Below are 23222 nucleotides of genomic sequence, written 5' to 3'. Positions count from 1 at the left end.
TGGCAAAACGAGTTTATTCGGCCTGCTGGGGCCGCCTTCGAGACAGGTCGTGAACTGCGACTGCGAGCACAATCCTTCACGCGAGGAAACCCATGCAAAAACATGGCGACACACCGTTGAAAGATCATCTGTTGCATACGCTGCACATGATTCAGCAGCGCGAACGATGCATCACTGACGAGTCTATCCACCGGATAGCAGCGCAGTACAGCCTGCCCGTCAGCCAGGTCAGGGCTGTCGTCGCTTTCTACGCCTTTTTTCAAACCGAGCCTTGCGGGGATTATCATTTGTTTTTCAGTAACTGCCCGGCTTGTGGATACGAACAAGCCGGGCAGAATTTACTGCAAATGCTTGCCCACAAGCTCAATGTTCAGATTGGGCAAACGCGCCCCGACGGCAGAATCAGTCTGCACGAAACTTCCTGCATCGGCATGTGTGATCATGGCGCATCGTTGCTCGTCAATGGACAACCGCTGACGGGATTGGAAAGTGCCTCAATCGAGCGCCTTGCCAACCAGATCGAAACTGCCGCACCGCTTCACAACTGGCCGCAGGACTGGATGCATACCGACAGCGCAGTGCACAAGACAAACCTGTTGTTGGAGGATAGCTTTGTACCCGGTGCAGGATTACGCACCACCTTGGCACGGGGCACAGACGCCGCATTGGAGATTATTACCCACTCCGGATTACGTGGCCGCGGTGGCGCCGGTTTCGCAACCGGCCGCAAGTGGCGTCTGTGCAAGGCAGCGGCCGGCGATGCCCGCTATGTGGTCTGCAATGCAGATGAAGGGGAACCGGGCACATTCAAGGACCGTTGGCTGTTGCAACAACAGGCGGAAAGAGTGCTAGAGGGCATGGCCATATGCGCTTTCATTATCGGTGCGCGCCAAGGCTTCCTTTATTTGCGCGGGGAGTACCGCTACTTGCTCCCTCATTTGCAGACCACCCTGGCGCAACAGCGCCGCCAGGGGCTGCTGGGAAAGAATATCGGGGGTGAACCAGGATTCGAGTTTGACGTCGACATCGTGATTGGAGCAGGCGCATATATCTGCGGAGAAGAATCCGCCTTAATCGAATCGCTCGAAGGCAAACCCGGCATACCGCGCAACCGTCCGCCATTTCCTGTCACGCAGGGTTACCTCGGCCAGCCGACTGTGGTAAACAATGTCGAAACGTTTTGGGCCGCTGCCAGCATCATTGTCAATGGAGCCGATTGGTTCAAATCTGTGGGCACGCCCGAATCAAGCGGCAGCAAATTGCTCAGCATCAGCGGCGACTGCACCGCGCCTGGCATCTATGAGTATCCGTTCGGCATCACCGTTCATCAAATCCTGCGAGAATGCGGTGCCATGAACACGCAAGCCGTGCAGATAGGAGGCCCAGCTGGCACACTGATCGGCCGGGCCGATTTTCAACGCAAGATTGGCTTTGAAGATCTATCAACTGGCGGTTCATTCATGGTGTTTGGCGAAACACGCGACATGATGACAGTAGTTCAAAATTTCACCAAATTTTTCGCGCATGAGAGTTGCGGCTTTTGCACACCCTGTCGGGTGGGCACGACCCTGCTCAAACATAATCTGGAAAAAATTGCCACCGGTCATGGCACCCACCTGGATATCCAGACTCTCAGGGAAACCAGCAATCTGGTCCAACGTTATGCTCATTGCGGATTGGGTCATACCGCAGCCAATCCTATCTTGAACAGTTTGCAATCTTTTCCGGAAATTTTTGGACAACGCTTGGCCGCACGCTCTTTCACGCCGAATTTTGATTTGGATGCAGCGCTCAGCGAGGCGCGGCGCTTGACACGGCGCGACGACAGCAAGGCACACCTGGACTCAGGATATTGATCCGGAGAATTCAGCATTGGATAAATCGCCTCATCAACCAGACCAGAACCATGCCAACCGATCAGCAATCATTCACGCTGGATAACTGCAAGATCCCGTTCAGCCCGGGGCAGACCATCATGGATGCCGCATTGGCTGCAAAAACATACATTCCCCATTTGTGCCATTTCCCGGGAATCTCGCCACAAGGCAACTGCAAGCTTTGCACAGTCAAGATTGGCACCCGCCAGGTGGCCGCCTGCACGACCCTGGCCGAACCAGATATCGTTGTCGAAAGTGAAATCCAGGAATTGACAGATGCCCGCAGAGCACTCACACAAATGCTCTTCATCGAAGGCAATCATATCTGCCCCTCTTGTGAAAAAACCGGTAACTGCAGCTTGCAAGCCATGGCCTATCACCTGGGCATGGAAGACAATCATTTTCCGCAATTTTTCCCGCAACGCGAGGTGGATGCCTCTCATCCACAAATCTGGCTCGATCGTGACCGCTGCATCCTGTGCAGTTTATGTGTGCGCGCGAGCCAGGAAGCCGACGGCAAGCATGTGTTCGCGATTGCCGGGCGCGGGCTCGATGCGCAGCTCATCGTCAATTCATCATCAGGCAAGCTGGCTGAGAGCGATCTCGCCCCGGAAGACCTGGCTGCACGCATATGCCCGGTTGGCGCGATTCTGATCAAAGAAGTGGGCTATCAGACCCCGATCGGCCAACGTATTTTCGATCAGCACAAGATCGATGAAATTGGCCTGGAACAGGTTATCCTGGCGCACAACACTACGGCTACTCGCGATGAATAATTCAAAACTTAAGCTTGCCACAACTTCCCTGGCCGGCTGTTTCGGTTGCCATATGTCTTTTCTAGACATGGATGAGCGCCTGGAAGCTTTGCTCGAGCATGCCAGTTTCGACCGCTCTCCGCTTACGGACATCAAGACCATTGGCAACTGTGATATCGGCCTGATCGAAGGCGGCGTATGTAACGCAGAGAATGCCGAGGTCTTAAGGCAATTTCGTGCCAATTGCCGCATTCTGGTCGCAGTGGGTGCCTGCGCGATCAATGGCGGCGTGCCCGCAATGCGCAATCAATATAGCCTCCAGGAGTGCCTGGAAGAGGTGTATCTGCATGGCACCGGAATCGTCAACCCACGCATCCCGGATGATATAGAGTTGCCCTTGTTACTGGACAAGGTCTATCCAGTCGGCGAGATCGTAAAAATCGATTATTATCTGCCTGGTTGCCCGCCCTCGGCAGATACCTTCCTTCATTTCTTTGAGGCACTGCTCCAAGGCAAAACGCCCGAATTACCCAGAGAAACCCTCCATTATGACTGAAGACAGCGCAACACCAAACGGCGCGCAACGCCCCCCCACGCCGTCAGGCACGCGGCGCATCGTCATCGATCCCGTCACGCGCGTCGAGGGACATGGCAAAATAACGCTGCTCATGGACGAAGCCGGTCATATCTACGAAGCACGCTTTCATATCGTCGAGTTTCGCGGGTTTGAAAAATTCATTCAGGGCCGACCCTACTGGGAAGTTCCCTTTATCGTACAACGTTTATGCGGCATCTGCCCGATCAGTCATCAGCTTGCCGCAGCCAAGGCAGTCGACCAGCTAGTCGGTGTCGATGAACTGACACCAACCGCGCTGAAACTTAGACGTCTGTTGCATTTTGGGCAGATCCTGCAATCTCACGCACTCCATTTCTTTCACCTTTCTTCCCCCGATTTATTATTTGGCTTTGGCAGCCATCCCGAACGGCGGAATATCGTTGGCGTATTGGCAGATTACCCGGACATCGGGATGAAGGGCATCAGGTTGCGCAAATTTGGCCAGCAAATCATCCAGGCGATTACGGGCAAGCGTATTCATGGCGCAGCCACGATGGCTGGCGGCATGAACAAACCGCTCTTTCCTGCAGAACGCGATGGATTACTCGCTGAAATTGAACCTATCGTTACCTGGTGCCAGGAAGCTGTCACACTCAATCAGCAGATTCATATGACGCACCCTGCGCATCGCCAGTTTGCCACGCTCCACACCCCTTTTCTGGGCCTGACAGGCAGACATGGAGAACTGGAGTTTTACCATGGCGGCTTACGTGCAAGCCGATCCTCTGGCGAACGCATCTTCGACCATTTCGACTACTGCGATTACCGGGAAATTTTGCAGGAAGAAGTGCGGCGCTGGAGTTACATGAAATTCCCATTTCTGAGTCGCTTGGGTAAAGATCATGGCTGGTACCGGGTCGGTCCGCTGGCCCGTATCAATCAATGCGCATCCATCACCACTCCGCTCGCGGAATCAGCAAGACAAGCTTTCAAAGCGATCGAAGCAGGAAAATTCGTACACGATACGCTGGCCTATCACTGGACACGCATGATCGAAATGTTGCATTGCGCCGAATCGATACAAGCGTTACTGCAGGACGAGGAGATTACCGGCTGCGACCTGCTCGCCGAGCATGGAGCCAAACAACTCGAAGGGATAGGCGTCATCGAAGCACCGCGTGGCACCCTTTTTCATCACTACCAGATCGATACACAAGGACTCATCACCCAGGCCAACCTGATCGTTTCCACCACCAGCAACAATCAGGCGATGAATGAATCCGTTCGGGTGGTCGCCGATACTTATCTGGAAGGCAAAACCATCACCGAGGCCTTGCTCAATCACCTCGAAGTCGCTGTACGCGCTTATGATCCCTGCCTTTCCTGTGCCACCCACGCATTAGGGAAGATGCCGCTGCAGGTGGAGTTAATTGACCACCAGGGTAACCTGGTCGACCATATGACCAAGCAAAATGGCCGGATGGTCGCTCAGTCCTGAGATTCCTGTTTCGAATACGCTGACAACTCCCGCCATTTGCCCGCCTTGATCAATTTGTTTTTAAGACCAGGCAAAGGAAAGTCGAGTGCATACGCCCGATTGGCAAAATCGTTAGCTTTGTCGTAATCCTTCAGCTTGAAATACAGCAGCCCCAAGTTGTACAGTGCCGTGACATTATCTGGCTCAAGGTTGATTGCCACCTCCAGTTGCTCGACAGCCTCTTTGTTTCTACCCTGATGCGACAAATAACCACCATAAATCGTTCGGACTTTGGCATCGGTGGCACTGAAACGGATTGCCCGGTCAAAATAACACTCCACCGGCCACTTTAATCCATGGAAGCGGGTGGATTTATCTCTGATAGAGAGTCTGGCAAGCGAAACAAGTGCACGATGGTGATTGGGCCAGACGCGCAGCGTATAATGCAAGTCCCCCCCAAGAGAGCTGCTTTCTCCTTTGACTAAATTCTCCACATCAGAGGTAAAGTGATGCGCTTCAACTACAGTTAGCTGCTTTCCAAGATTAAACCGCTCGAGATAATCAAATGGCCCAAAACTGGTACCATACAACTCGCCACAAAAATTCTTACCTGCAGCTGTTCCCGCAGACGGAATCCCAAGCAGCATCACCAGGATATAAGCTGACAAAGACTTCATACATTCCCTCCAATTCTTCTTATCCCAAAATATCCACATTAATTATTTCTATTGGATGCAATAATCGTATCCAGCAGTCTGGCTAGCGTAAAAGCCGTGGACTCTCTTGAGTTAGATAACACCTTATCCAATGATGCAATCGGCGCCCGATTCTCCCCTAAATACATAATAAATCGCTTCAGCGCATCCATGATGGCATCGGTGGAATCCAGCCGCGCAACGATACCGCCCTCCATACTTTCAAGTTTGGCTGCTGTATCGCCGGCCGGATCTGTCAAAGCCAGAATGGGACGTTGCGCACGCAGGTATTCATACAATTTAGCGGGAATCTGATTGTTACAGTTGGCGGACTGCAGAAGCAGCAGCCCATCGACTCCAAGCATTTCTTGCAACGCTTCCCTGTAAGGAATTGGAGGCGCCAGCGAGACAATCGTTCCTATCCCATAACGATCGATCAGCGATCTGAGATACTTCTCGTGGTGCGATGCGCGCAGTATGAGATTAAGGTTATCCGAACCGATCACGCCTTGTCGCTGCAATCTGGATAAGGCCTCAAATAAATTGGTTGGATCGCGCTCAGATGGATAAATAATCCCGCTATGGAGCAGGACAATCTGTTTAGCGTCACGGACAGTCTTAACAGCTGTCGCCAAACTGGCAAAACTTGATTCATCGTAACCATTCTCTATCAACCGGAATCGCGATGCAGGAATATGCGGAAACCTGGCCTGGTAATCTTGCAACGTGCCGGGTGTCGTAAAAACAGCGGCCGAACAGTTCTTGATCACCTTATGTTCAATCCACTGATAGGAACGGTAGGTAAGTGGATTGGGAGGATAATCCGGTTGTACCATCGGATCTCTGAAATCAGCAATCCACGGCACACCCGTCAGGCGATGCAAAGTGAGCGCAATCAGGTGTGCCGTCGCGATAGGGTAAGTTGACCAAATGATATCCGGCTTGTAACGCTTGATCAGCGACAGTCCTTTAGGCACCGCACCCAGCCACCAGCTTACCCACCGATCTGGCAGCGCCAATAAACGTGGATACCGGTTCATCAATGCCAGATGCCTTGCCGTATCCAGTGCGAAGGCCCGGTAGATACGAACACGCCCGGCAATGTCCGTCAACTGACTCTCATCAGTTCGCAAATATGCTCGCGGATGAGCAGTCAAGACGATCGGCTCCCAGTCATGATCTGGCAAGTATTGCGAGAAACGCAACGTTCGCTGAATGCCGCTGCTGCCGCCCAGCGGCGGAAAGTGGTAGGCAACCATCAAAACGCGCTTCACCATGATCGTAGCCAGTCTCCTGTATATTCAGCTACCTGGTCACGCCATTGACGCTTGGAAAATGTATGATTGGCATCCTGGATATGGAAAAACTTCACTTTTTTGTCTTCTAGCGTCTTTTGCCAATCATTGGACGAATGGATCAAATCCAGAAATTCACTCGCAGTCAGATCATCACCACTCGTGATGACAAGGCTTTTTCCCTCAAAGCATTGCAGTCCTTTCAGCATACGCTCTGGCAAAGGGATGGCATGATTGGTTGCATTGGCGCCTGCCTCGATGATTGCATTACTTTGCTTACTAATGAAGAGGCTCTTAATCACTTTGTAGAGCGAACGAATGGAAGCGATTGGATCGTATTTCCCGGAAATCAGCTTTTTCCAGAACGCCAGCTGAAACAGGCGCGTTGCATAATGATGCTTGAGATATGCTTTGGCAATACCCTGCTCAGTCCTGACCCATGGATTCAAAAGCACCAGGCCGCTGACACGCCGATCCTGATGCGCATAAAAAAGCGCAGCAGAAGCTGCATCACACAAACCCCATATCACCACATCCTTCAGAAACGCGCACTCGTTGGTAAAAAAATCGATCACAGCGGATAGATCTTGCCCGACATCTTCGAATGTCCTTGTGTCTCCATCGCTGTCTCCCATTCCACGAAAATCGAAACGCATTACCGCTATCCCCTGTTCCGCCAGATAACGAGCCAGCAGCACAAACTGGCGATGGCTCCCTGCGCGATACTGCGGCCCGCCCACCGCAACCAGCACACCTCGGGCAGCAGGCTGTTGCGGCATGCTTATAACTCCATAAAGCCATGAACCCTGGCACTGGATTCGCACCGCTTTCTCCTGAAAGCTCATGAACCGGCCCCTGAAAATAACATGGTCGTGGCTGCGATCAATGCCGGACATTGACTAATTTCCTGAGTTGCCCAAAACGGCTGCCCCACAATCAGTTCAACCTTGGGCCTAAGACCAAACTGGTTCCAGGCTTCCAAGACAGATTCACTTGCTGGCGAAAGCTTGCGCCCTTCGTACGGTATGATTTCAAGCCAGTTGATAACACTGCTGTCTACGATCAACTCATGCATTCTCAAATTATCAATGGCGCTTGCCATACTGGGCGCAAGCGTGTAGCCGGCTATTTCAAGCGCCTGGCCAGACTTTAGGATTTCACGCAATGCTTGCACATTCATGCCCTGGTTCCCGTTTTTTGCCATTAATTCATTGACGAGTTTCAAGCGCAAGAATTGTGTCAAGAACGATTGCCCGGTAATCACCGGTTGCCATAGGACAAGGTTGCCAAAATCCCCTTTCGCATGCCTCGCGCAATCCAGTGCGAGCAAGGTACCCAGTCTCAGTCCCCACAAATGAATCGAATCGTAACCCTTGTCAATCAACCACTGCCCGGCAAGTGTGATATCGTTCCGCCATATTTCCCAGGCCGCATCACCGAAATCTCCCTCACTATCCCCGCAACCATACAAATCCATTTGCAGGACACCCAACCCCAGTGCCGCAAATGCCCTGCACTGCAATGCAGCCATACGCCTGGATTTATTCATCTCCTCAGCGAAAGGATGTATATAGAGAAATGCGCTGTTTTCGGCCAGCTGTCTCGCAGGTGGATGGTAAAGACAGAACCGCCTTCCCGGCGAGGCATCTAAAAAAAACGGCTCGGCTGGCAATTGTCCCATATGCGCTCTAACGTACCAGCTTCTGCTCGACAAAGCGGGTCAAACTTCCAAGCGTCTCAAAAGTCTGGGCACTAATCTCATCGTCATCGACCGAGAAATCAAAATATTCTTCCAGTGCAGTAATCACGTTGACGACTGCCATCGAGTCAAGTTCAGGGATGTTTCCAAGCAACACCGAATCTGCTGTCAGCGCTTGTTTTCTATCGCCGAGACCCAGAACATTCCCCAATATATCCTTAACTGCTTCAAGATGCTGCATAATAGCTCCATAAAAATTGTTATTCTGCCACAGCGGCATTTTAAGCCAGTTTCTAAAAAAACATAACGGACTAGCCCATGATATATGGCGGTATTTCCCGTCCCCATTCCGGCTCATCCTGCTCGGAATAACGATGAGCTTGGAAGAGGGGCACATTATCACGCACCCACTGATCCAAATATCAGACATCCGAGACAACACCGCAACTTCAAAGCGAGGCTGAATGCTCGGTGCACTAACACTAATATAAATGATCACCTTCTAGTACTGGCTGGGAGTGTAACAAGCATCCCCAAAATCCATTCTGTGGCGTTGAATCACAGGTTTGTTCAATGCTACAGTTGCCATAGACGGTTACGATATAGATTTTCACTTAAGGCGCACCATATGAATTGGTCCGAATTATACTGGCAGCGGATTACGCCGCTGCATCTGTTTTTATGGCCAGTAAGTTTATTGTTTGCTTTATTCCAGCTGATTCGCCGGGTTCTGTATCACCGAGCGGTACTGCCCTCCGTGCATTTGCCCATTCCTGTCATCGTGATCGACAGTCTCACGGCCGGAAGCGCCACAAAGGCCGACCTCGTTCTCTGGATCGTCAAATTCCTGAAAGCATTTGGTTTGCGCCCCGGCATCATTGGCCGCGGCTATCCTGACAATTATCGCCCACCGATGGCAGTAACAATCGATAGCAATGTCAATCTGACTGGCAGCAAATCCCTATTACTCGCTCTTTATATTGACGGCGCCTGCCCGGTATGGATCGGCTATGACCGGATTGCGGTAGCCAATGCGCTGCTGAAAGCTCACCCCGAATGCAATGTCATTATCTGCGATGATGGCCTACAGGATCTCCGCCTGCACCGTGACTTCGAAATCGTGGTAGTGGATACCAATACCCTGAATTTCGGAAACGGGCTGACCATGCCCGCTGGACCATTGAAGGACAACTTCGCTCGCCTGGAACACTCAGATGCGGTTGTACTGGCAGGAAATATAAGGCGCGCACCCGATTTGGGCGAACAAACCAGATTGTTCCAAATCAACCCGGCAGAAGAATATTTCGTCAACCTGGCACACCCTACGCGGATATCCCGTGCCGATGGATTTGACGGCAAGCGTATCCATGCGATAACCAGCGGTCCCGATACACAAACTTTCCTGGACAATCTGAAATTTCTGAGATTGGCGACCACCCCCCATACCTTCCCAAGCGGACATCCGTTCGTCAAGGAGAATTTTGAGCTCGATGATGCGGAAATAATCCTGATGCCGGAAGAGGATGCAGTAAAATGCCTGGATATGCATGACGAACGTATCTGGGTTCTGCAACAGGAAAATATGGTTGATCTTGGACTACGTGACGTGATATTAGAAAAATTGAGAGAAAAATTTATGGATCCAAAACTTCTGGATATTCTTGTCTGTCCTTTATGCAAAGGGCCCTTGATTTACAAAAAAGACAAACAGGAACTAATCTGCAAGCCAGATCGATTGGCCTATCCCATCAAGGATGGCATTCCCGTCATGCTGGAAGATGAAGCCAGGCAACTATCCCCTGAAGAAAAAATTGAATAAATGCTGTAACCGGAGGTACTAAGTTGAATGCGGTGGGTAAGCCCATTCCCGCCATTTGCTCAATAATGGAAAATAGATACCCAACCGGATAGGGCGATTCTCCATTTGAGACAGTATCTCCGCATAACGCTCCAACTGCGAACGATAACGCAATTGCTCCCGGTCGATAAATTCCTCGATCCCACTCCCGGTATGGGTGCCGGTTTTATAGTCGATAATCCAACGCGTGCCTGCCGCATCGACAAACGATCGATCGATGGTGTTCAGGGATGCCTCTGCCCCATTTCCCGATACAGACAATGCCCACTCACAATGCATGTCCACATGCCGGCCACTTAGAATCCATCGACCCACCGGATCGTCCACACATATCGCCTTGAGCGCCACAGCAACCTGCTGCGCTGCCGCATCGAGATATTGCGGCTCAATAGCCAATTGCCTTAGCAAGGATCGCCCGGCATATTCCAAACGGGACAGATCATGCTGCTCCAGCGCCTCGATCCCGGTCATTCCGATACGCTGGAGCAGGCGATGAACCACCAATCCCACCAGCCTGGCGGGCTCTCCGGCCCAATTGAAATCAACTGATTCAACAGCCAGATTCGTCGGCTGCCGCACAACAGGCAGCTGTATGGCAGGCGGCGTGCCGGGAGGATGCCAGTCAGCGGCCAGACAGACACGTCCATTAAAACCTGGCTGCGTTTCGGTGCATGATTGCTCCGTAGCTTGAGCCGCTGTTTCAGCATTCAGCCGCGCCTGGAAATCGGTCACGACCGCCGGCCATAATTTTGCAAGCAGCGTATCAGCCGCTGGCACGGGCATGGCTTCATCCTGTGAATCGGTCTTGGCTGATATGTGCCCAAGCAGATGTAAATGATGCTTCGCCCGCGTCACAGCCACATACAGCAGCCGGGCATCTTCCAAAGCCGCCTTGTGTTTTTCAATGGACAAGAGATAGGCCGAGATGGGATTCTTGTCACCTCCTGGCGCACTGATCGGCGCGCACAACAGATCAAGGGCACCCGATCGCGCACGGCGTTCCAGCCAGTTGAGCAATTTTTCCTGGTCACGCCTGGGCTGCCTGCCCAAGCCAGGCAGAACGACCGTATCGAATTCCAATCCCTTGGCCTTATGCAAAGTCATGATTTGCAATCCGTCATCGGCAGCAACATCCGGCAGAGCATATAATTGCGCAAGCCGCTCATCCAGTTCCTGCACATCAGGCCGGTGACCCGTCTCATCCAATTTTTCGAGCAACTGGAAATAAACCTCTGCATCCGCCAGATCGGTTTCATCCGGCACACACGCCGGTCCACCCAATTGTATCCAGGCACCCTCCACACTTCTCCTGAGCGATATTTGATCACGCGTAGCCAGCGCGCAGTCCAGAACCGGGAGCACCCGCTGCAAGCGCTGACAGCCCTCTGCACTGAGCGCTGCCAAACGTTGAGGCTCATGCAGCGAATCGACCACGATATGTCCAGCATCCTTGCCCGCAATGAAATACATATCTTGCAAGGACAACCCACAATAAGGCGCGCGCAACACCGCAAGCCAGGCAATACGATCACCCGGGTGCAATAATGCGCGTGTGAGCGCAGTCAAGTCCTGAATCACCGGCCGTTCCGCCAGGTGTTCGATCTCGACTGCCTGGAAGCGTAAGCCCGCCTGCCTGAGGCGCGGCACGATACTGGCCAGATGTGAACGAGTGCGCACAAGTATGGCAATTTTGCCATCTGGCTGCATTTTCTTCGCTTGCTGCACAATGGTGACAACCTGTTCTGCTTCGGCCACATCGTCCCTCTGCAAACAAGGGTATACCGTCACCGCCTTATCATGAGAGAGTGGATGGGAAGCTTCGGCCGAGGCATAGGAGACTGCGCCGGTGCTGACATCATCCAAGTACGGCAATATCCTGGGAAAATACTGATTGACCCAATCAACAATTCCACGTTGAGAACGGAAGTTGACCGAGAGCCGCAGAAATTTGACTGGAATCTGGCCAAAAAAACCACGATCTCGGATATCGAGAAACAAACCGACTTCCGCCTGCCGGAAACGGTAAATCGATTGCATGGGATCACCGACTAGAAACAGCGTCCGGCCATCTCCAGATTGCCAGCCGGCAGTCAGCCGGGCGAGTAATTCCGATTGGTTGAAGGAAGTGTCCTGAAATTCATCAACCAGCACATGGCGCATCCGGTAATCGAGTGCCAGCGCCAGATCCGTCGGCGCATCCGGTTCCCCTAATGCGTGAATGGCGGCCATGGTAATTTCTGCGAAATCGACTTGTCCGCGTTCCTGAAATACCAGCGTCAAATAACCTGCGGCCACTTTCAGCAATCTGAACAACGCCTGCAGGGTTTCCCACTCGTTATCGGTGTATCCCTCTGGCGGCAGCCGCCTGAGTGACAGCAGTTGCTGGCGGAACGATTCTTGGCCCTGCAATCCGGCCAGCACAGCACGCATCCGCCGCTTCATCTCCTCCAACTGTTTTTTTACTTCAATGGCGCGCACCGAAGTCGCTGCCGGAAAACCTTCATTCTTGGTCACTTGCTTGCGCCACGCCCCGGCCTGGGTGAGCAACAACGCCGCCAGTCCTTCCCAATATAGACGGTCCTTGATACGCCAGCCCGGCCATTCCTGCAAGCATTCGCAATGAACGATTTTGTTCTGGCTTGCATCAGCCGCGAGTTGGCTTGCGGCAAAGCGTGCCAAATCAACCAGTTCCATCCGGTATTCGACAGGCGCATTCTCGGCCAGCGTCCGCATCGCGGCCGTGATCTGGTCGGTCAACGCTGATTCCAGGCGTTTACGGATTGCATCGGCATTTGTGATGCCGGCCAAATGGTGCAGCCATTGATCCCGCCGCGCCAGCATATCTGCAATCAACCGCTGTAATTTGTCCAGACGGTTATCTAAATACTGAATCAAATGAGCGACGGCAGCCGACCATTCACCCTCTCCCTCCAGCGCAAGAACCGTCAGCCGGGCAGCTTCCAGATACAGCCCATCCGCATCCTCCGCAACTGCAGGCACCCCGCCTTGCTTAGAATGCACTGGCATCTGATTCACAAGCTGCGCGCACAGGGCATCTATGGTCTGAATCCGCAAGCGGGAGGGATTGCGCAACAATTGCCAATCCAGCGCCTGATCACGCATCAGGACAGATCTGGCCAGCTGCCAGGTCTGCTGTGCATAGGCATCCTCAGGCGCTGGTAAACAACTTGCATCCCGTAACGCCTGGGTAATTCTCTGCCGCATCTCGCTGGCAGCTTTGCGCGTAAAGGTAATAGCAATTATTTCCTCGGGCTCATCGACCGTGGCGAGCAGCACCAGAAAACGCTGCGTCAACAAGCCTGTTTTACCCGATCCGGCTGGCGCCTGGACGATGAAAGAACAAGACGGATCAAGCGCCTGCAGACGCGCCGCTTGGTCAGCAACCATGGCGCACATCAGACAGCTTGGCCGAGCATTCCGGCAAAAGCCTGCAGGAATGCCGGAATCTAGGAGGCTGTCCGAGAATAGCGATCGTAGCGAGGGCGAAGCTGGCTGAGTGGGATTTTTCGATCATTTGAGGCGAATAGTGGTTCTATTTAACGAAAAGGACCGGAAAATCCGGCCAGCCAGGTTCGTCCGCAGTAGATCAGTCTATTCTCGGACAGCCTCCTAGCCATTTTTCTCATTTTCCTGGATCCAAACTGAAACGTTGTAATTTGTTCTTGTATCCACATAGCCGGCGTAGATCACTGGAGTCAGCAATGTGATTTGCATCAGATCAAATTTGCCGATACGGGCTGAGTCATGCGCTGGATAAATCATAAAATCCACGGCATCACTGCGCCCAATGCTTGTTAACGCAGAAAATCAATCGATATTTGTTCAGCAGTCATCCAATATCGCATCGTTGTCAGCATCGGAAATCCACGATAAGTCATTGATCCTGCACAAAGGCTTGAGTGCACAATGGGCACATGTGATCGACTTTTGTTTCGGCGCCACCTCCGCCCTGCCAGCACAGAAATCCTGCCCGAGTTTTTCCAATGTCTGGCGCCAATTGGCCACCACCTCAGCCCAGTTCGCGCAATCACGCGTCGGTTCCAGCTGTTTGAAAGCGCTGACACCTGGCACGCAGCCCTCTTCCTGAGCGACCCCCTTGAATGCGAGATTGCCAATTCTGATTTGGGCAAATGCAATGCCTGCCAGTCCATCGGCATAAACCAGGCTGTATAGGGGCAATTGCGGTTCATCCGGACGCTCACCGAACCATTGCCCTGGCTTGACCGGGCCAGTCTTATAATCGATAAGCAGTTTATCACCGCTTGCCAGCTGATCGATGCGGTCAATTCTAAGGCGAACATTTACCCCTCCCAGGGTCAACTCGGTTTCTTTCTCCCGAGCCAGCACATGAAAAGGTGGGCGGCTTTTCTCCAGTTCAAGCCAGGCTTGCGTCAGACGGCTCAGCCGGTCTGCCTCAAGCCTCTGCAATCGCTTACTAAACGTTTGCGGGAAAGAGGGTGCAATCTCGTTGATAGCGGCATGCGCTTTGCTTGCCACCAGCTTATCCAGCTGTGCCCGTGGCGCGGTGTTCAAGGCATCCCATGCTGCCAACTCACCCCATACCATTTCCATCACCCGATGCAAAAGGTTGCCACGTACCATCGCATTCAAGCCGATCTGCGTCTTGCCCAGTGGACGGGCACCCAGCCGCAACTCGGCAAAGGCCAGGAAAGGGCATGCTGCCTGCAATTTGAATGCCCGGCTACCGCCCGCAATATTAATTTTATCAAGAGGTGGCGCTGGATCAACTTCGAATGTAACCAGGCGCCTACTCTGATGCACGATTTCCCGCCAAGCCAGCATCCGATACATCGCGTGCGTTTCGCCTGTCAGCTCTGGAACAGTCTCAATCAACGAACTGGCGCTCAACACTTCATCCCCGTTCTGCTGCGGGTAGCTAAGCATGATGGTGCCAGCGCTTTCGGTAATCCGCCCCAGCACCGCTTCAGCCACTTGCAATTCACGCTGTGCGCTCGAATGTGGCAAGCCGGCCGATCGTTGCAAAGGTAAAGGAATAAAAGGATTCGGCCGGGGGGCCGTGGGCCATGCCCCAGCATGGAGCCCCATGATCCACAAATAATCAAACTGCAACCCATTGGTTTCAAGCAGCCCGAGCACCTGCACCGGCGCTGACCTGGACTCAGGCTGAAAAACCGTGCTGACTGCCATTTGTGTCAGTCGATCAAGCGCTGTCTCCCAACTCATGGCTGGGGCCACCCAATCCAGCATTGCGAATTGACTCACCAGTGTCCACCATGCCTGCACCACCTGATACTCTCCACTGGATAATGTGTGGCCGCCTGGCCAACCCGCCACCTTCAAGTACTGTTCAAACCATTGTGCCCATCTCCCCGGACTGGCCGAGAGCGGTCGCGTCTGAATCAATCTCAGCACTGCCGTCAGGTGATGCGCCAGCAAGGGACAAGCATATGGTTGACCGGCACAGGATGCATGATCCAATAGCGTCTGCAGAGCAGTGCCCCACTCGCCCGTTTCACGCAAGCGTACATCCAGCAAGGCACGTGCACTCTGTTCCTGCTCCCAGCCTGCGATGAACGACGAACGCAGTAGCCGGCTGATCTGCGCATACTCGGTAACCGAATCAGAGAGGCCAAGCATATCGAGTGCCATGCTGACAGGCGGAAAGTGGCTAAGCGGTTTACCCAAAGACAGGTTATAGGGGCGTTCAAGCGCATGATTGCCCGGCTGCAAAGCCTGCGGCAACAGGACTTCATCGAGCGCCTGGCACACCATTTCGCGCTGCGCAGCCAGCTCTGGCACAACCAGCGCGATGCTTGCTGCCGGATGGTCTTCCAGGCACTGGCGAATCCAGCATGCGGCAAGCCGGGCCTCGCTACGGCCATCTGCACAGCCAATCTTGGTCACCCGCGCCACTTGTCCCGGCAACCGCAACCATTGAACCGGACACCTCGCCTGTACGATCACTTGCAAAAGCGATGATTGTTGCGGTGTCAGTTCATCGAAACCAAGCAGCACCAACTCATTCGGCAACTGCAGGGTGCCACATCGGAAATTTTCTTGCAGTGCTTCAGGCAATTCGGCAAAGGTCAGCCAATCATTTTCTCGGCATCTGGCTCGAAAGCCGGTTAGCACCTTCCGGAACAACTGGCTATCGGCGTTGTAATCGAAGCTTTCAGCTCCGAATGGCAGGCACCAGGCCCACATCATCTGCCAAGCATCCATGAGGCGCGCAATTACCTGATCAACAGCATGCGACGAGAAATCGGGTGCGCATTCTACGAGAGCCTCTTGCCAGATATGACGTTCCTGATGCGCGGCAAGCAAATATCCGCTAACCGAGGTTTTGCCATTAACGATCGCCTCCTGCCATAATCTCTGCAACCAAGCGTTCCACGGTAAAATATCCGGGGCAGGCCAGGCTCTCTGTCCCGACGAAATTTTTGCCTGATCAAAAATCTGGCGAAAATTGCGTGCAAGGCGCTGGTTTCCCGTCACAATCGTTGCACTATGCTCCAATCTCTGGATAATATCGGCAACGTTGCTCTGTTGAGGATTAAGTGGATGGGCAATTATGGCTGAATTCTTCATAGCAATTGAAAATCTGGCAGGCGCGTATCCACAAACTAACAGCAAATACGTAACGATGTAAAATGCTGCACTTCAATACTATAAATAGTCATTATCAGGAGAATCAATGAACAAAACAATTTGGAATGGACTGCTCGTTGCCATGGCAATATCTTGGTCAGGCCTGGTTTTTTCTGGGCAAGCCGGGGAGCAGGAATCATCCGATCAGGCTTTATCACAAACAACGTCTGCAACCGAAACGGCAGACGAAAAACAGCTGCCAAGTGGTATTGGCTGGCGGCTCGTGCGTAGCCTGGAAATGGGCAAATCCGGCAAATTTGTCCACATGGTTCTGGTCGACAAGGACAGACAAATGGACAAGACTGTCTATAGTGCAGCCATCACCAAACTCTGTTCCAAGGAACCCGAATTTTGCAGGATACGCTTCTGGATTCAGGAATATTTCATACCCGAAAAACTCACTCCCACGGCAGAACAGCTGAAGGCACAAAAAGCAGATCACCTGTTCAATCGCGCAGGAAGCATTCACAGAACATTATGGTCCTGCAGTGTCGACCATGACAGAAGCCAGTGCGTCGAATGGTAAAGCGCCATCTAGGGTTGGATACCTTTGGGAACAACTGAATTGATGTAGGTAAGCAACATCTCCTCAACAAACAGTTTAGCGTTGAGCGAATGGCGCGCCAGTTGCTGCAAGGCAATCAGGTCGCGCCATAAGAAAGCCATATCTGCCGGATCGATAGCCGCTGCCAGTCTTTTGATGGCCGCCTCTTGTGCGAGATGATAACGAATGCTTCCTGTCATACGACAGCTCATCAGATCGTAGCACCATTTTTGCAACCAGCTGACAATGCTGGACAAATCCAGTTTGTGTAATTTTTCTGCCAGCTCAATGGGATCGAGTTCTTTGGGACTGGCAACATGCCGCACGAAATCCGTATGCTGTACCCAATAATCTTCGTCATACTGTAATGCCAACAAAGGCGCATAACCTGACAGAGCAAGACGGTAATCGGGGTGCTGCACACCTTGTTGCACCAACCAATCATGCGCCAACCTGCGCTCTGGCTGTGGCATTGCAATCTGCTGGCAGCGGCTCCGGATTGTGGCAGGTATGGTCTGCGCGCGGTGCGTGACTAGAATAAACAGCACATTCGGCGGCGGTTCCTCCAATTTCTTCAGCAATGCATTGGCGGCAGCAGTATTCATCGCTTCGGCAGGGGATATCAACACCAACTTGAAACGATCCTGATGGCCACTCAGGTAGATAAAATCATCCAGGATGCGAATTTGCGCGACACCGATCTGCTGGCTTGGCTTTTTCCTGGATTTGGCATCCGTCGTCGCATCCGGCTTGCTTGCCCTGCTTTCATTACCCACCTCGTCCGCTGATAGTGACAATGCTTCTGGTTCCAGCAAACGGAAGTTGGGATGCTGTCCCTGCTCGAACCAGCGGCAACCCGTGCAATGTCCGCACGCCCTGCCTGCTTGATCGACCTGCTCGCACAACATGGCCTTGGCCAGACTGAACGCCCAGGCCAGCTTGCCAAGGCCTGGCCGCCCTTTCAACAAGAGCGCATGCGCTCTGGGAACACCTTGTCGCCTGACCTGCTGCCAGAGTGTCTGCTGCCAGGGATAGATCGCCGAGGTTCTCACTTCTCGTGCAGTGCCTGATTCAACCAGAAATGCTCCATAACGCCAGCGAGCGCGGCCCTGACCTCGTCCAGCGGCAGGCTGCCATCCAGGATCTGCATGCGCTGAGGAAATTGCCGCACGCGCTCAAGATAGCCCGTCCGGACTCGGTCAAAAAAAGCATCGGTCTCACTTTCGAAGCGATCAGCGGCCTTGACTGAATTGACCCGTTCACGGCCCAGCATTACCGGCACGTCGATATAGACGGTCAGGTCTGGATAAAAATCCTCCTGCACCCACTGTTCGAGCAGCACCAGCTTTTCCCAGGCAACGCCCCTGCCGCACCCCTGATAGGCAAAACTCGCATCGCTGAAACGATCTGAAACCACCCAGTCACCGCGCTGGATGGCGGGCAGGATGATTTTATCCAGATGCTCACGCCTGGCGGCAAACATCAACAATGCCTCGGTCTCAGCGTGCATCGTATGGCGCTGGTCCAATAGCAGTGCGCGCAATTGCTCGCCCACTGCCGTCCCACCCGGCTCGCGCGTCACGACCACCTTCACCCCCTTGCTGCACAAGTAGTCTTCCAGCCAGGCCAGATGCGTGCTCTTGCCCGCCCCATCGATGCCCTCCAGGGTAATAAATTTTCCGTTCTGCAAAATAACCGCTCAATTAGAGTTTATTGATAAAATCAGCCTGCCCCTTTGAGGACATTTTATGGAATCTGCTAGGAGGCTGTCCGAGAATAGACTGATCTACTACGGACGAACCTGCCAGGCTGGATTTTTCGATCCTTTTCGTTGAATAGAACTACTATTCGCCTCAAATGATCTAAAAATCCCGCTCAGCCAGCTTCGCCCTCGCTACGATCGCAATCCTCGGACAGCCTCCTAGCTGAAACTGGAAAACAAACATGCAAATCGACGCAGCCGGTTATCTCGAATCCGCAAATCGCATCACTTCACCTAATTGCGATGCGCGCCCAGCCGGAAGCGTGATCAGTTTGCTGGTCATTCATTACATCAGCCTGCCGCCGGACGAATTCAATGGCAATGGCGTCATTGAATTGTTCACCAATCAGCTCGATCCGCTGGCCCACCCTTATTACCAGTCACTGAAAGACCTCAAAGTTTCCAGCCATTTCTTCATTCGTCGTAATGGCGAAATCATTCAATTCGTGTCATGCGCAATGCGCGCTTGGCATGCTGGCACTTCCTGCTGGCAAGGACTGGCCCACTGTAACGATTTCTCGATCGGGATCGAACTGGAAGGAAGCGGCGATATACCGTTCACGCCGATCCAGTATACGCAACTGGCCAAGATCACTCGGACATTGCTGTCAGCCTATCCTATCGACCACATCGTTGGGCATGCCGACATCGCACCGCAGCGCAAGACCGATCCCGGTCCCTATTTTGATTGGCAAGGCTATCAGCAATTGCTGGCCCAAACACATCCTTGCCGGAAAATAGAACCCTCCGGCATCCAGTTGCAAGCCAGCGATATTCAAAATAGTTGCGCTTAATTGCAGCTGAAGCGCCAAGCAATGAGGTAGAAACAGTCACTCCACCTCGACAGGAAGCTCTGCCTCCAACCTGAGCCCGTTCAATTGCTCGATCAGCAACCGCCTTTCGCTCTCCAGCTCCTGATAGCGCGCGTAGAGTTCTTTTAAATCAACTGCATAGCGCTGTATCTGATCGTAACGTTCCTTTTGACGCTTGATCATATCTTCGTGCTTGGGGAACTCCCCCCCCTCGACCACTCCACCTTGGTGCATAATCGCCTCGTCCTCCCGCAGCACTTCATGCTGCCGCAGTTCCCGCAACATCTGGAATTGCTGAAATACTGTTTGCTGCTCTTGCTGCAAGCGCATCACGGTCGCTTCCAGTTCATGAATCTGCTTTGCTATCTCGGGCGGGGCTGCCAATGCCGAGAAAGACACCCATAATAAGCCAATAAGGATCGATTTCATGTCTCTCCCCCAATAATCAATGTAAAAACTGGGCCGGCTGAACAGTGATGACTTAAGGGCTCGTTGATAAATAACTTGAGTATGTCCAAGTTATTCATTAACGAGCCCTAAATATGGAGTGCCCGATTGGCCACGCCCAGGGCAGCTTCATGCAACACCTCCGACAGAGAGGGATGTGCATGCACAATATGCGCCAAGTCCTCACTACTGGCAGCAAATCCCATGGCAACCACAGCCTCGGCAATCATTTCCGAAACATAGGGGCCAATCATATGCACCCCCAGAATACGGTCAGTTTCAGCATCTGCCAGCACTTTTACAAATCCGGTAGTTTCTCCAAGTGCACGCGCCCGGCCATTGGCCATGAATGGAAACTGACCAGCCTTATAGGCAATGCCTTCCGCCTTGAGCGCCTGTTCGGTCTTGCCTACCCAGGCAATCTCCGGTGCGGTATAAATCACCCATGGCATGATGCCAAGATCGACCTTGGCCGCCGCATCAGGAGAGCCATCCCGCTTGGATGCAATCCATTCTGCAACCGCCACACCCTCCTCGGAAGCCTTGTGCGCCAGCATGGGGCCCCTGACGACATCGCCCACTGCATAAACATCTGGCAGATTGGTGCGGCAATATTCATCGACTGCAATATAGCCACGCTCATCGCGCTTCAATCCAGCCTCATCCGCACCCAGGCCATCGGTATTGGGTACGCGCCCCACAGCCACGATCAACTTATCCACCACCAATTTCTGGGCATGCTTCTCGTGATCGGTATATTCAATGCCAACACTGTCCTGACTGGCTTTAACCGACTGAATTTCAGCGCCGGTTTGAATGACCAATCCGGTCTCACGCGTCAGGCTCTTCAGCGCCTCCTTGGCGACCTGCTCGTCTACCGCTGGCAGGAATTCTGGTTGCGCCTCCAGCAATGTCACTTCTGCACCGAGTCTGCGCCAGACACTCCCCAGCTCCAGGCCAATGACACCGGCACCAATGATGGCAAGCCGTTGCGGTATTTCTTGCAAGGCCAATGCACCGGCGTTGTCAAAGATTTTGACATTGTCAACAGGCGCAACCGATAACTCGCGCGGCGAAGAACCTGTCGCAATGATGACATGCTTGGCTAGAATCGAAGACTCTTTGTCATCGTTATTAACCTGAATTGTCCAGGCGCTCCCGCCGTCATCATGTTTCAACAATTTACCCCGGCCATGCAACGAAGTCACCTTGTTTTTCTTGAACAGCATCGCGATGCCGCCAGTAAAGGCTCTGACAATTTTATCCTTGCGCGCAATCATGGTCGGCACATCCACTGAAAGTGCATTCAATTTGATTCCATGTTCAGCGAATTTGTGCCCAGCACGCGCATAATTCTCAGAAGACTCGAGCAATGCCTTGGAAGGGATGCACCCCACGTTGAGACAGGTACCACCCAGACTCGGCTTGCCTTGCCCGTTTTTCCAATCATCTATACACACCGTATCAAGACCCAGTTGTGCACAACGGATAGCCGCCACATAACCACCTGGACCCGCACCAATGACCGCCACATCGAATGTTTTATCCATGATCTATTGAATAAGCAAGTTAATTAAAAATAAGTTTTTGGGAAACACTGCATCGTTCCATCCATCGCGAGGCGCATCACAGCGCGCTATCCGGAATGGTTTGAATTCTGCGAGCCGTGCTCGCAATGCACCACTCTGCCTGCTACCACGTTTTTCAGGATTTCCAGCAACAGCCAACAAAATTTGCATGTTTACAAGCAGCAGTGTCTTGTTCGCCTACTCAGCGATAGCGCTGATTGCCCTTACTCCCCGGATAAACTGCTCGCGTTCATGCAGCCGGGACCAAGCATACTTGGCACGCGCCCCTCGCATGCGAGCCAGCCTTGCCACACTGGTGGCGGATAAGCCCCATGTCAGCGAAGCGAGCAGCTGGTCCGCAGCCTCGGCATCATTGCAGACCAGCACCATATCACAACCGGCTTGCAGCGCCTGCCTGGCGCGCTGCTCAATGCGACCATAGCTATGCGTCGCCTGCATGCTTAAGTCATCGCTGAAAATGCAGCCCTCAAAATAAAGCGTTTGGCGCAGAATGTCTTGCAACCATACTCGGGAAAAGCCGGCCGGGTAGGTGTCGACCCGAGGATAAATGACATGGGCGGCCATGATGCCAGGCAACCTATAACCAATCATCTGGCGAAAGGGAATCAAATCTTCCATTTCAATATCCACGTATGGACGTCGGTCGACTGCCATCTCGACATGTGTATCCGCCTGAATTGCGCCATGCCCCGGAAAATGCTTGCCTACTGCCATCATACCCGCCGCCTTCATGCCGCGCATCAGATCATGAGTCAGTTCAGCCACTGCCTGCGGCTTGCGGTGAAACGCTCGATCGCCAATCACACAACTTTGCCCATGATCCAAGTCAAGCACCGGAGCAAAGCTCAGATCGACTCCGCACGCCTTTAACTCCGAAGCCAGTACATACCCAGTTTGCCAGGCAAGCTGTCGCGCCTGGTGCGGATGCTGGTCCCAGGCAGCGCCCAGTTCACGCATAGCAGGCAGACGCGCAAAACCTTCCCGGAAGCGCTGAACCCTTCCTCCCTCCTGATCCACCGCAATCAGCAAGGGCGGGGTGCGCAGGGCATGGATCGCTGCAGTTAATTCGACTAATTGCGCGGGTGATGCATAATTGCGGGCAAAGAGAATCACTCCTCCCACCAGCGGATGCAACAATCGGGCACGGTCATTCACCGACAGTTCCATTCCCGCGACATCGAGCATGACCGGGCCCAGTGACATGC

At 53.0% G+C, this 23222-nt stretch carries 19 protein-coding genes and 1 pseudogene; 8 read left to right on the top strand and 12 right to left on the bottom strand.

Annotation, left to right across the window (positions count from 1 at the left end):
- The first annotated feature begins 92 nt into the window (after positions 1–92).
- The 4 genes from BLV85_RS03630 to BLV85_RS03615 are packed head-to-tail and all read left to right on the top strand — an operon-like array spanning position 93 to position 4686.
- Positions 93–1856, top strand: coding sequence for an NAD(P)H-dependent oxidoreductase subunit E (locus BLV85_RS03630; protein WP_090412228.1), 1764 nt, complete (start codon positions 93–95; stop codon positions 1854–1856).
- A 50-nt stretch (positions 1857–1906) separates the two neighbouring features.
- Positions 1907–2653 carry a 2Fe-2S iron-sulfur cluster-binding protein gene (locus BLV85_RS03625; protein WP_090412284.1) on the top strand — a complete coding sequence of 249 codons (747 nt, stop codon included), beginning with the start codon at positions 1907–1909 and terminating at the stop codon, positions 2651–2653.
- Entirely contained in the window at positions 2646–3188 is a 543-nt protein-coding gene (locus BLV85_RS03620; RefSeq protein ID WP_090412226.1) for an NADH-quinone oxidoreductase subunit B family protein, read from the top strand. Before BLV85_RS03625 ends, BLV85_RS03620 begins: the two co-directional genes overlap by 8 nt.
- Positions 3181–4686: a Ni/Fe hydrogenase subunit alpha gene (locus BLV85_RS03615; RefSeq protein WP_090412224.1), complete on the top strand. Its 1506-nt coding sequence runs from the start codon at positions 3181–3183 to the stop codon at positions 4684–4686. The genes BLV85_RS03620 and BLV85_RS03615 overlap by 8 nt, the downstream gene beginning before the upstream one ends.
- Here BLV85_RS03615 and BLV85_RS03610 read toward each other — a convergent pair.
- Genes BLV85_RS03610 through BLV85_RS03590 form a run of 5 tightly spaced genes read right to left on the bottom strand, consistent with a single transcriptional unit; the run spans position 4677 to position 8595 of the window.
- Positions 4677–5381, bottom strand: coding sequence for a tetratricopeptide repeat protein (locus BLV85_RS03610; protein ID WP_090412222.1), 705 nt, complete (start codon positions 5379–5381; stop codon positions 4677–4679). The two genes, BLV85_RS03615 and BLV85_RS03610, sit on opposite strands and share 10 nt — an antisense overlap.
- Positions 5381–6637 (bottom strand): glycosyltransferase, encoded by a 1257-nt coding sequence (locus BLV85_RS03605; protein WP_245725080.1) that lies wholly within the window; start codon positions 6635–6637, stop codon positions 5381–5383. The genes BLV85_RS03610 and BLV85_RS03605 overlap by 1 nt, the downstream gene beginning before the upstream one ends.
- The gene (locus BLV85_RS03600) at positions 6631–7500 is read right to left on the bottom strand and encodes a hydrolase 1, exosortase A system-associated (protein WP_090412280.1); all 870 of its coding nucleotides are present in this window, start codon (positions 7498–7500) and stop codon (positions 6631–6633) included. Before BLV85_RS03600 ends, BLV85_RS03605 begins: the two co-directional genes overlap by 7 nt.
- Positions 7497–8336, bottom strand: coding sequence for a hydrolase 2, exosortase A system-associated (locus BLV85_RS03595; protein WP_090412220.1), 840 nt, complete (start codon positions 8334–8336; stop codon positions 7497–7499). Before BLV85_RS03595 ends, BLV85_RS03600 begins: the two co-directional genes overlap by 4 nt.
- 7 nt (positions 8337–8343) lie before the next feature.
- The gene (locus BLV85_RS03590; protein WP_090412278.1) at positions 8344–8595 is read right to left on the bottom strand and encodes an acyl carrier protein; all 252 of its coding nucleotides are present in this window, start codon (positions 8593–8595) and stop codon (positions 8344–8346) included.
- An 84-nt stretch (positions 8596–8679) separates the two neighbouring features.
- Between BLV85_RS03590 and lpxK the strand changes: the two are divergent.
- Together lpxK and BLV85_RS15620 are read left to right on the top strand one after the other, a co-directional pair.
- Positions 8680–9966, top strand: a pseudogene (lpxK, locus tag BLV85_RS03585) (tetraacyldisaccharide 4'-kinase); the annotation flags it as partial.
- Between the two features lie 24 nt (positions 9967–9990).
- Positions 9991–10173 (top strand): Trm112 family protein, encoded by a 183-nt coding sequence (locus tag BLV85_RS15620; RefSeq protein WP_245725083.1) that lies wholly within the window; start codon positions 9991–9993, stop codon positions 10171–10173.
- Between the two features lie 18 nt (positions 10174–10191).
- On the opposite strand, the gene BLV85_RS03580 is transcribed toward BLV85_RS15620, so the two are convergent.
- Both BLV85_RS03580 and BLV85_RS03575 read right to left on the bottom strand, forming a co-directional pair.
- Complete coding sequence (locus BLV85_RS03580; protein ID WP_176973911.1) at positions 10192–13620, bottom strand: UvrD-helicase domain-containing protein; 3429 nt, start codon at positions 13618–13620, stop codon at positions 10192–10194.
- Positions 13621–14055: 435 nt separating this feature from the next.
- Positions 14056–16803 (bottom strand): PD-(D/E)XK nuclease family protein, encoded by a 2748-nt coding sequence (locus tag BLV85_RS03575; RefSeq protein WP_090412214.1) that lies wholly within the window; start codon positions 16801–16803, stop codon positions 14056–14058.
- Positions 16804–16909: 106 nt separating this feature from the next.
- Here BLV85_RS03575 and BLV85_RS03570 point away from each other — a divergent pair, with 106 nt between their 5' ends.
- A complete protein-coding gene (locus BLV85_RS03570; protein ID WP_090412212.1) occupies positions 16910–17389 on the top strand; it encodes a hypothetical protein in 480 nt (159 codons plus the stop codon).
- A gap of 8 nt (positions 17390–17397) precedes the next feature.
- On the opposite strand, the gene holB is transcribed toward BLV85_RS03570, so the two are convergent.
- Positions 17398–18459, bottom strand: a complete 1062-nt coding sequence (gene holB / locus BLV85_RS03565) for a DNA polymerase III subunit delta' (RefSeq protein WP_090412210.1) — start codon at positions 18457–18459, stop codon at positions 17398–17400.
- Complete coding sequence (gene tmk, locus BLV85_RS03560; protein ID WP_090412208.1) at positions 18456–19097, bottom strand: dTMP kinase; 642 nt, start codon at positions 19095–19097, stop codon at positions 18456–18458. Before tmk ends, holB begins: the two co-directional genes overlap by 4 nt.
- A 254-nt stretch (positions 19098–19351) precedes the next feature.
- Here tmk and ampD point away from each other — a divergent pair, with 254 nt between their 5' ends.
- Positions 19352–19963, top strand: a complete 612-nt coding sequence (gene ampD / locus BLV85_RS03555) for a 1,6-anhydro-N-acetylmuramyl-L-alanine amidase AmpD (protein ID WP_090412206.1) — start codon at positions 19352–19354, stop codon at positions 19961–19963.
- Positions 19964–19999: 36 nt separating this feature from the next.
- Here the strand turns inward: ampD and BLV85_RS03550 are convergent, their stop codons facing one another.
- The 3 genes from BLV85_RS03550 to nagZ form a co-directional block, all read right to left on the bottom strand.
- Positions 20000–20410, bottom strand: coding sequence for a hypothetical protein (locus tag BLV85_RS03550; protein WP_090412203.1), 411 nt, complete (start codon positions 20408–20410; stop codon positions 20000–20002).
- 107 nt (positions 20411–20517) lie between these two features.
- Complete coding sequence (lpdA, locus tag BLV85_RS03545; protein WP_090412201.1) at positions 20518–21978, bottom strand: dihydrolipoyl dehydrogenase; 1461 nt, start codon at positions 21976–21978, stop codon at positions 20518–20520.
- Positions 21979–22194: 216 nt separating this feature from the next.
- Positions 22195–23220 (bottom strand): beta-N-acetylhexosaminidase, encoded by a 1026-nt coding sequence (gene nagZ / locus BLV85_RS03535; RefSeq protein ID WP_090412197.1) that lies wholly within the window; start codon positions 23218–23220, stop codon positions 22195–22197.
- Positions 23221–23222 lie beyond the last annotated feature (2 nt).

The sequence above is a fragment of the Nitrosomonas halophila genome (assembly GCF_900107165.1).
GTDB classification, from domain to species: Bacteria; Pseudomonadota; Gammaproteobacteria; order Burkholderiales; family Nitrosomonadaceae; genus Nitrosomonas; species Nitrosomonas halophila.
The sequence above is the reverse complement of the archived record's forward strand: the minus strand, read 5'-3'. Positions and strand labels throughout refer to the sequence as shown.

Excerpts from the sequence above, each read along its gene's own strand:
- lpdA (WP_090412201.1), bottom strand. The coding sequence starts at position 21,978 with ATGGATAAAACATTCGATGTGGCGGTCATTGGTGCGGGTCCAGGTGGT.
- BLV85_RS03590 (WP_090412278.1), bottom strand. The coding sequence starts at position 8,595 with ATGCAGCATCTTGAAGCAGTTAAGGATATATTGGGGAATGTTCTGGGT.
- BLV85_RS03595 (WP_090412220.1), bottom strand. The coding sequence starts at position 8,336 with ATGGGACAATTGCCAGCCGAGCCGTTTTTTTTAGATGCCTCGCCGGGA.
- BLV85_RS03570 (WP_090412212.1), top strand. The coding sequence starts at position 16,910 with ATGAACAAAACAATTTGGAATGGACTGCTCGTTGCCATGGCAATATCT.
- BLV85_RS03630 (WP_090412228.1), top strand. The coding sequence starts at position 93 with ATGCAAAAACATGGCGACACACCGTTGAAAGATCATCTGTTGCATACG.
- BLV85_RS03575 (WP_090412214.1), bottom strand. The coding sequence starts at position 16,803 with ATGAAGAATTCAGCCATAATTGCCCATCCACTTAATCCTCAACAGAGC.
- BLV85_RS03580 (WP_176973911.1), bottom strand. The coding sequence starts at position 13,620 with ATGGTTGCTGACCAAGCGGCGCGTCTGCAGGCGCTTGATCCGTCTTGT.
- ampD (WP_090412206.1), top strand. The coding sequence starts at position 19,352 with ATGCAAATCGACGCAGCCGGTTATCTCGAATCCGCAAATCGCATCACT.
- BLV85_RS15620 (WP_245725083.1), top strand. The coding sequence starts at position 9,991 with ATGGATCCAAAACTTCTGGATATTCTTGTCTGTCCTTTATGCAAAGGG.
- BLV85_RS03600 (WP_090412280.1), bottom strand. The coding sequence starts at position 7,500 with ATGAGCTTTCAGGAGAAAGCGGTGCGAATCCAGTGCCAGGGTTCATGG.
- BLV85_RS03620 (WP_090412226.1), top strand. The coding sequence starts at position 2,646 with ATGAATAATTCAAAACTTAAGCTTGCCACAACTTCCCTGGCCGGCTGT.
- BLV85_RS03615 (WP_090412224.1), top strand. The coding sequence starts at position 3,181 with ATGACTGAAGACAGCGCAACACCAAACGGCGCGCAACGCCCCCCCACG.
- BLV85_RS03550 (WP_090412203.1), bottom strand. The coding sequence starts at position 20,410 with ATGAAATCGATCCTTATTGGCTTATTATGGGTGTCTTTCTCGGCATTG.
- BLV85_RS03605 (WP_245725080.1), bottom strand. The coding sequence starts at position 6,637 with ATGGTGAAGCGCGTTTTGATGGTTGCCTACCACTTTCCGCCGCTGGGC.
- BLV85_RS03610 (WP_090412222.1), bottom strand. The coding sequence starts at position 5,381 with ATGTGGATATTTTGGGATAAGAAGAATTGGAGGGAATGTATGAAGTCT.
- nagZ (WP_090412197.1), bottom strand. The coding sequence starts at position 23,220 with ATGTCACTGGGCCCGGTCATGCTCGATGTCGCGGGAATGGAACTGTCG.
- BLV85_RS03625 (WP_090412284.1), top strand. The coding sequence starts at position 1,907 with ATGCCAACCGATCAGCAATCATTCACGCTGGATAACTGCAAGATCCCG.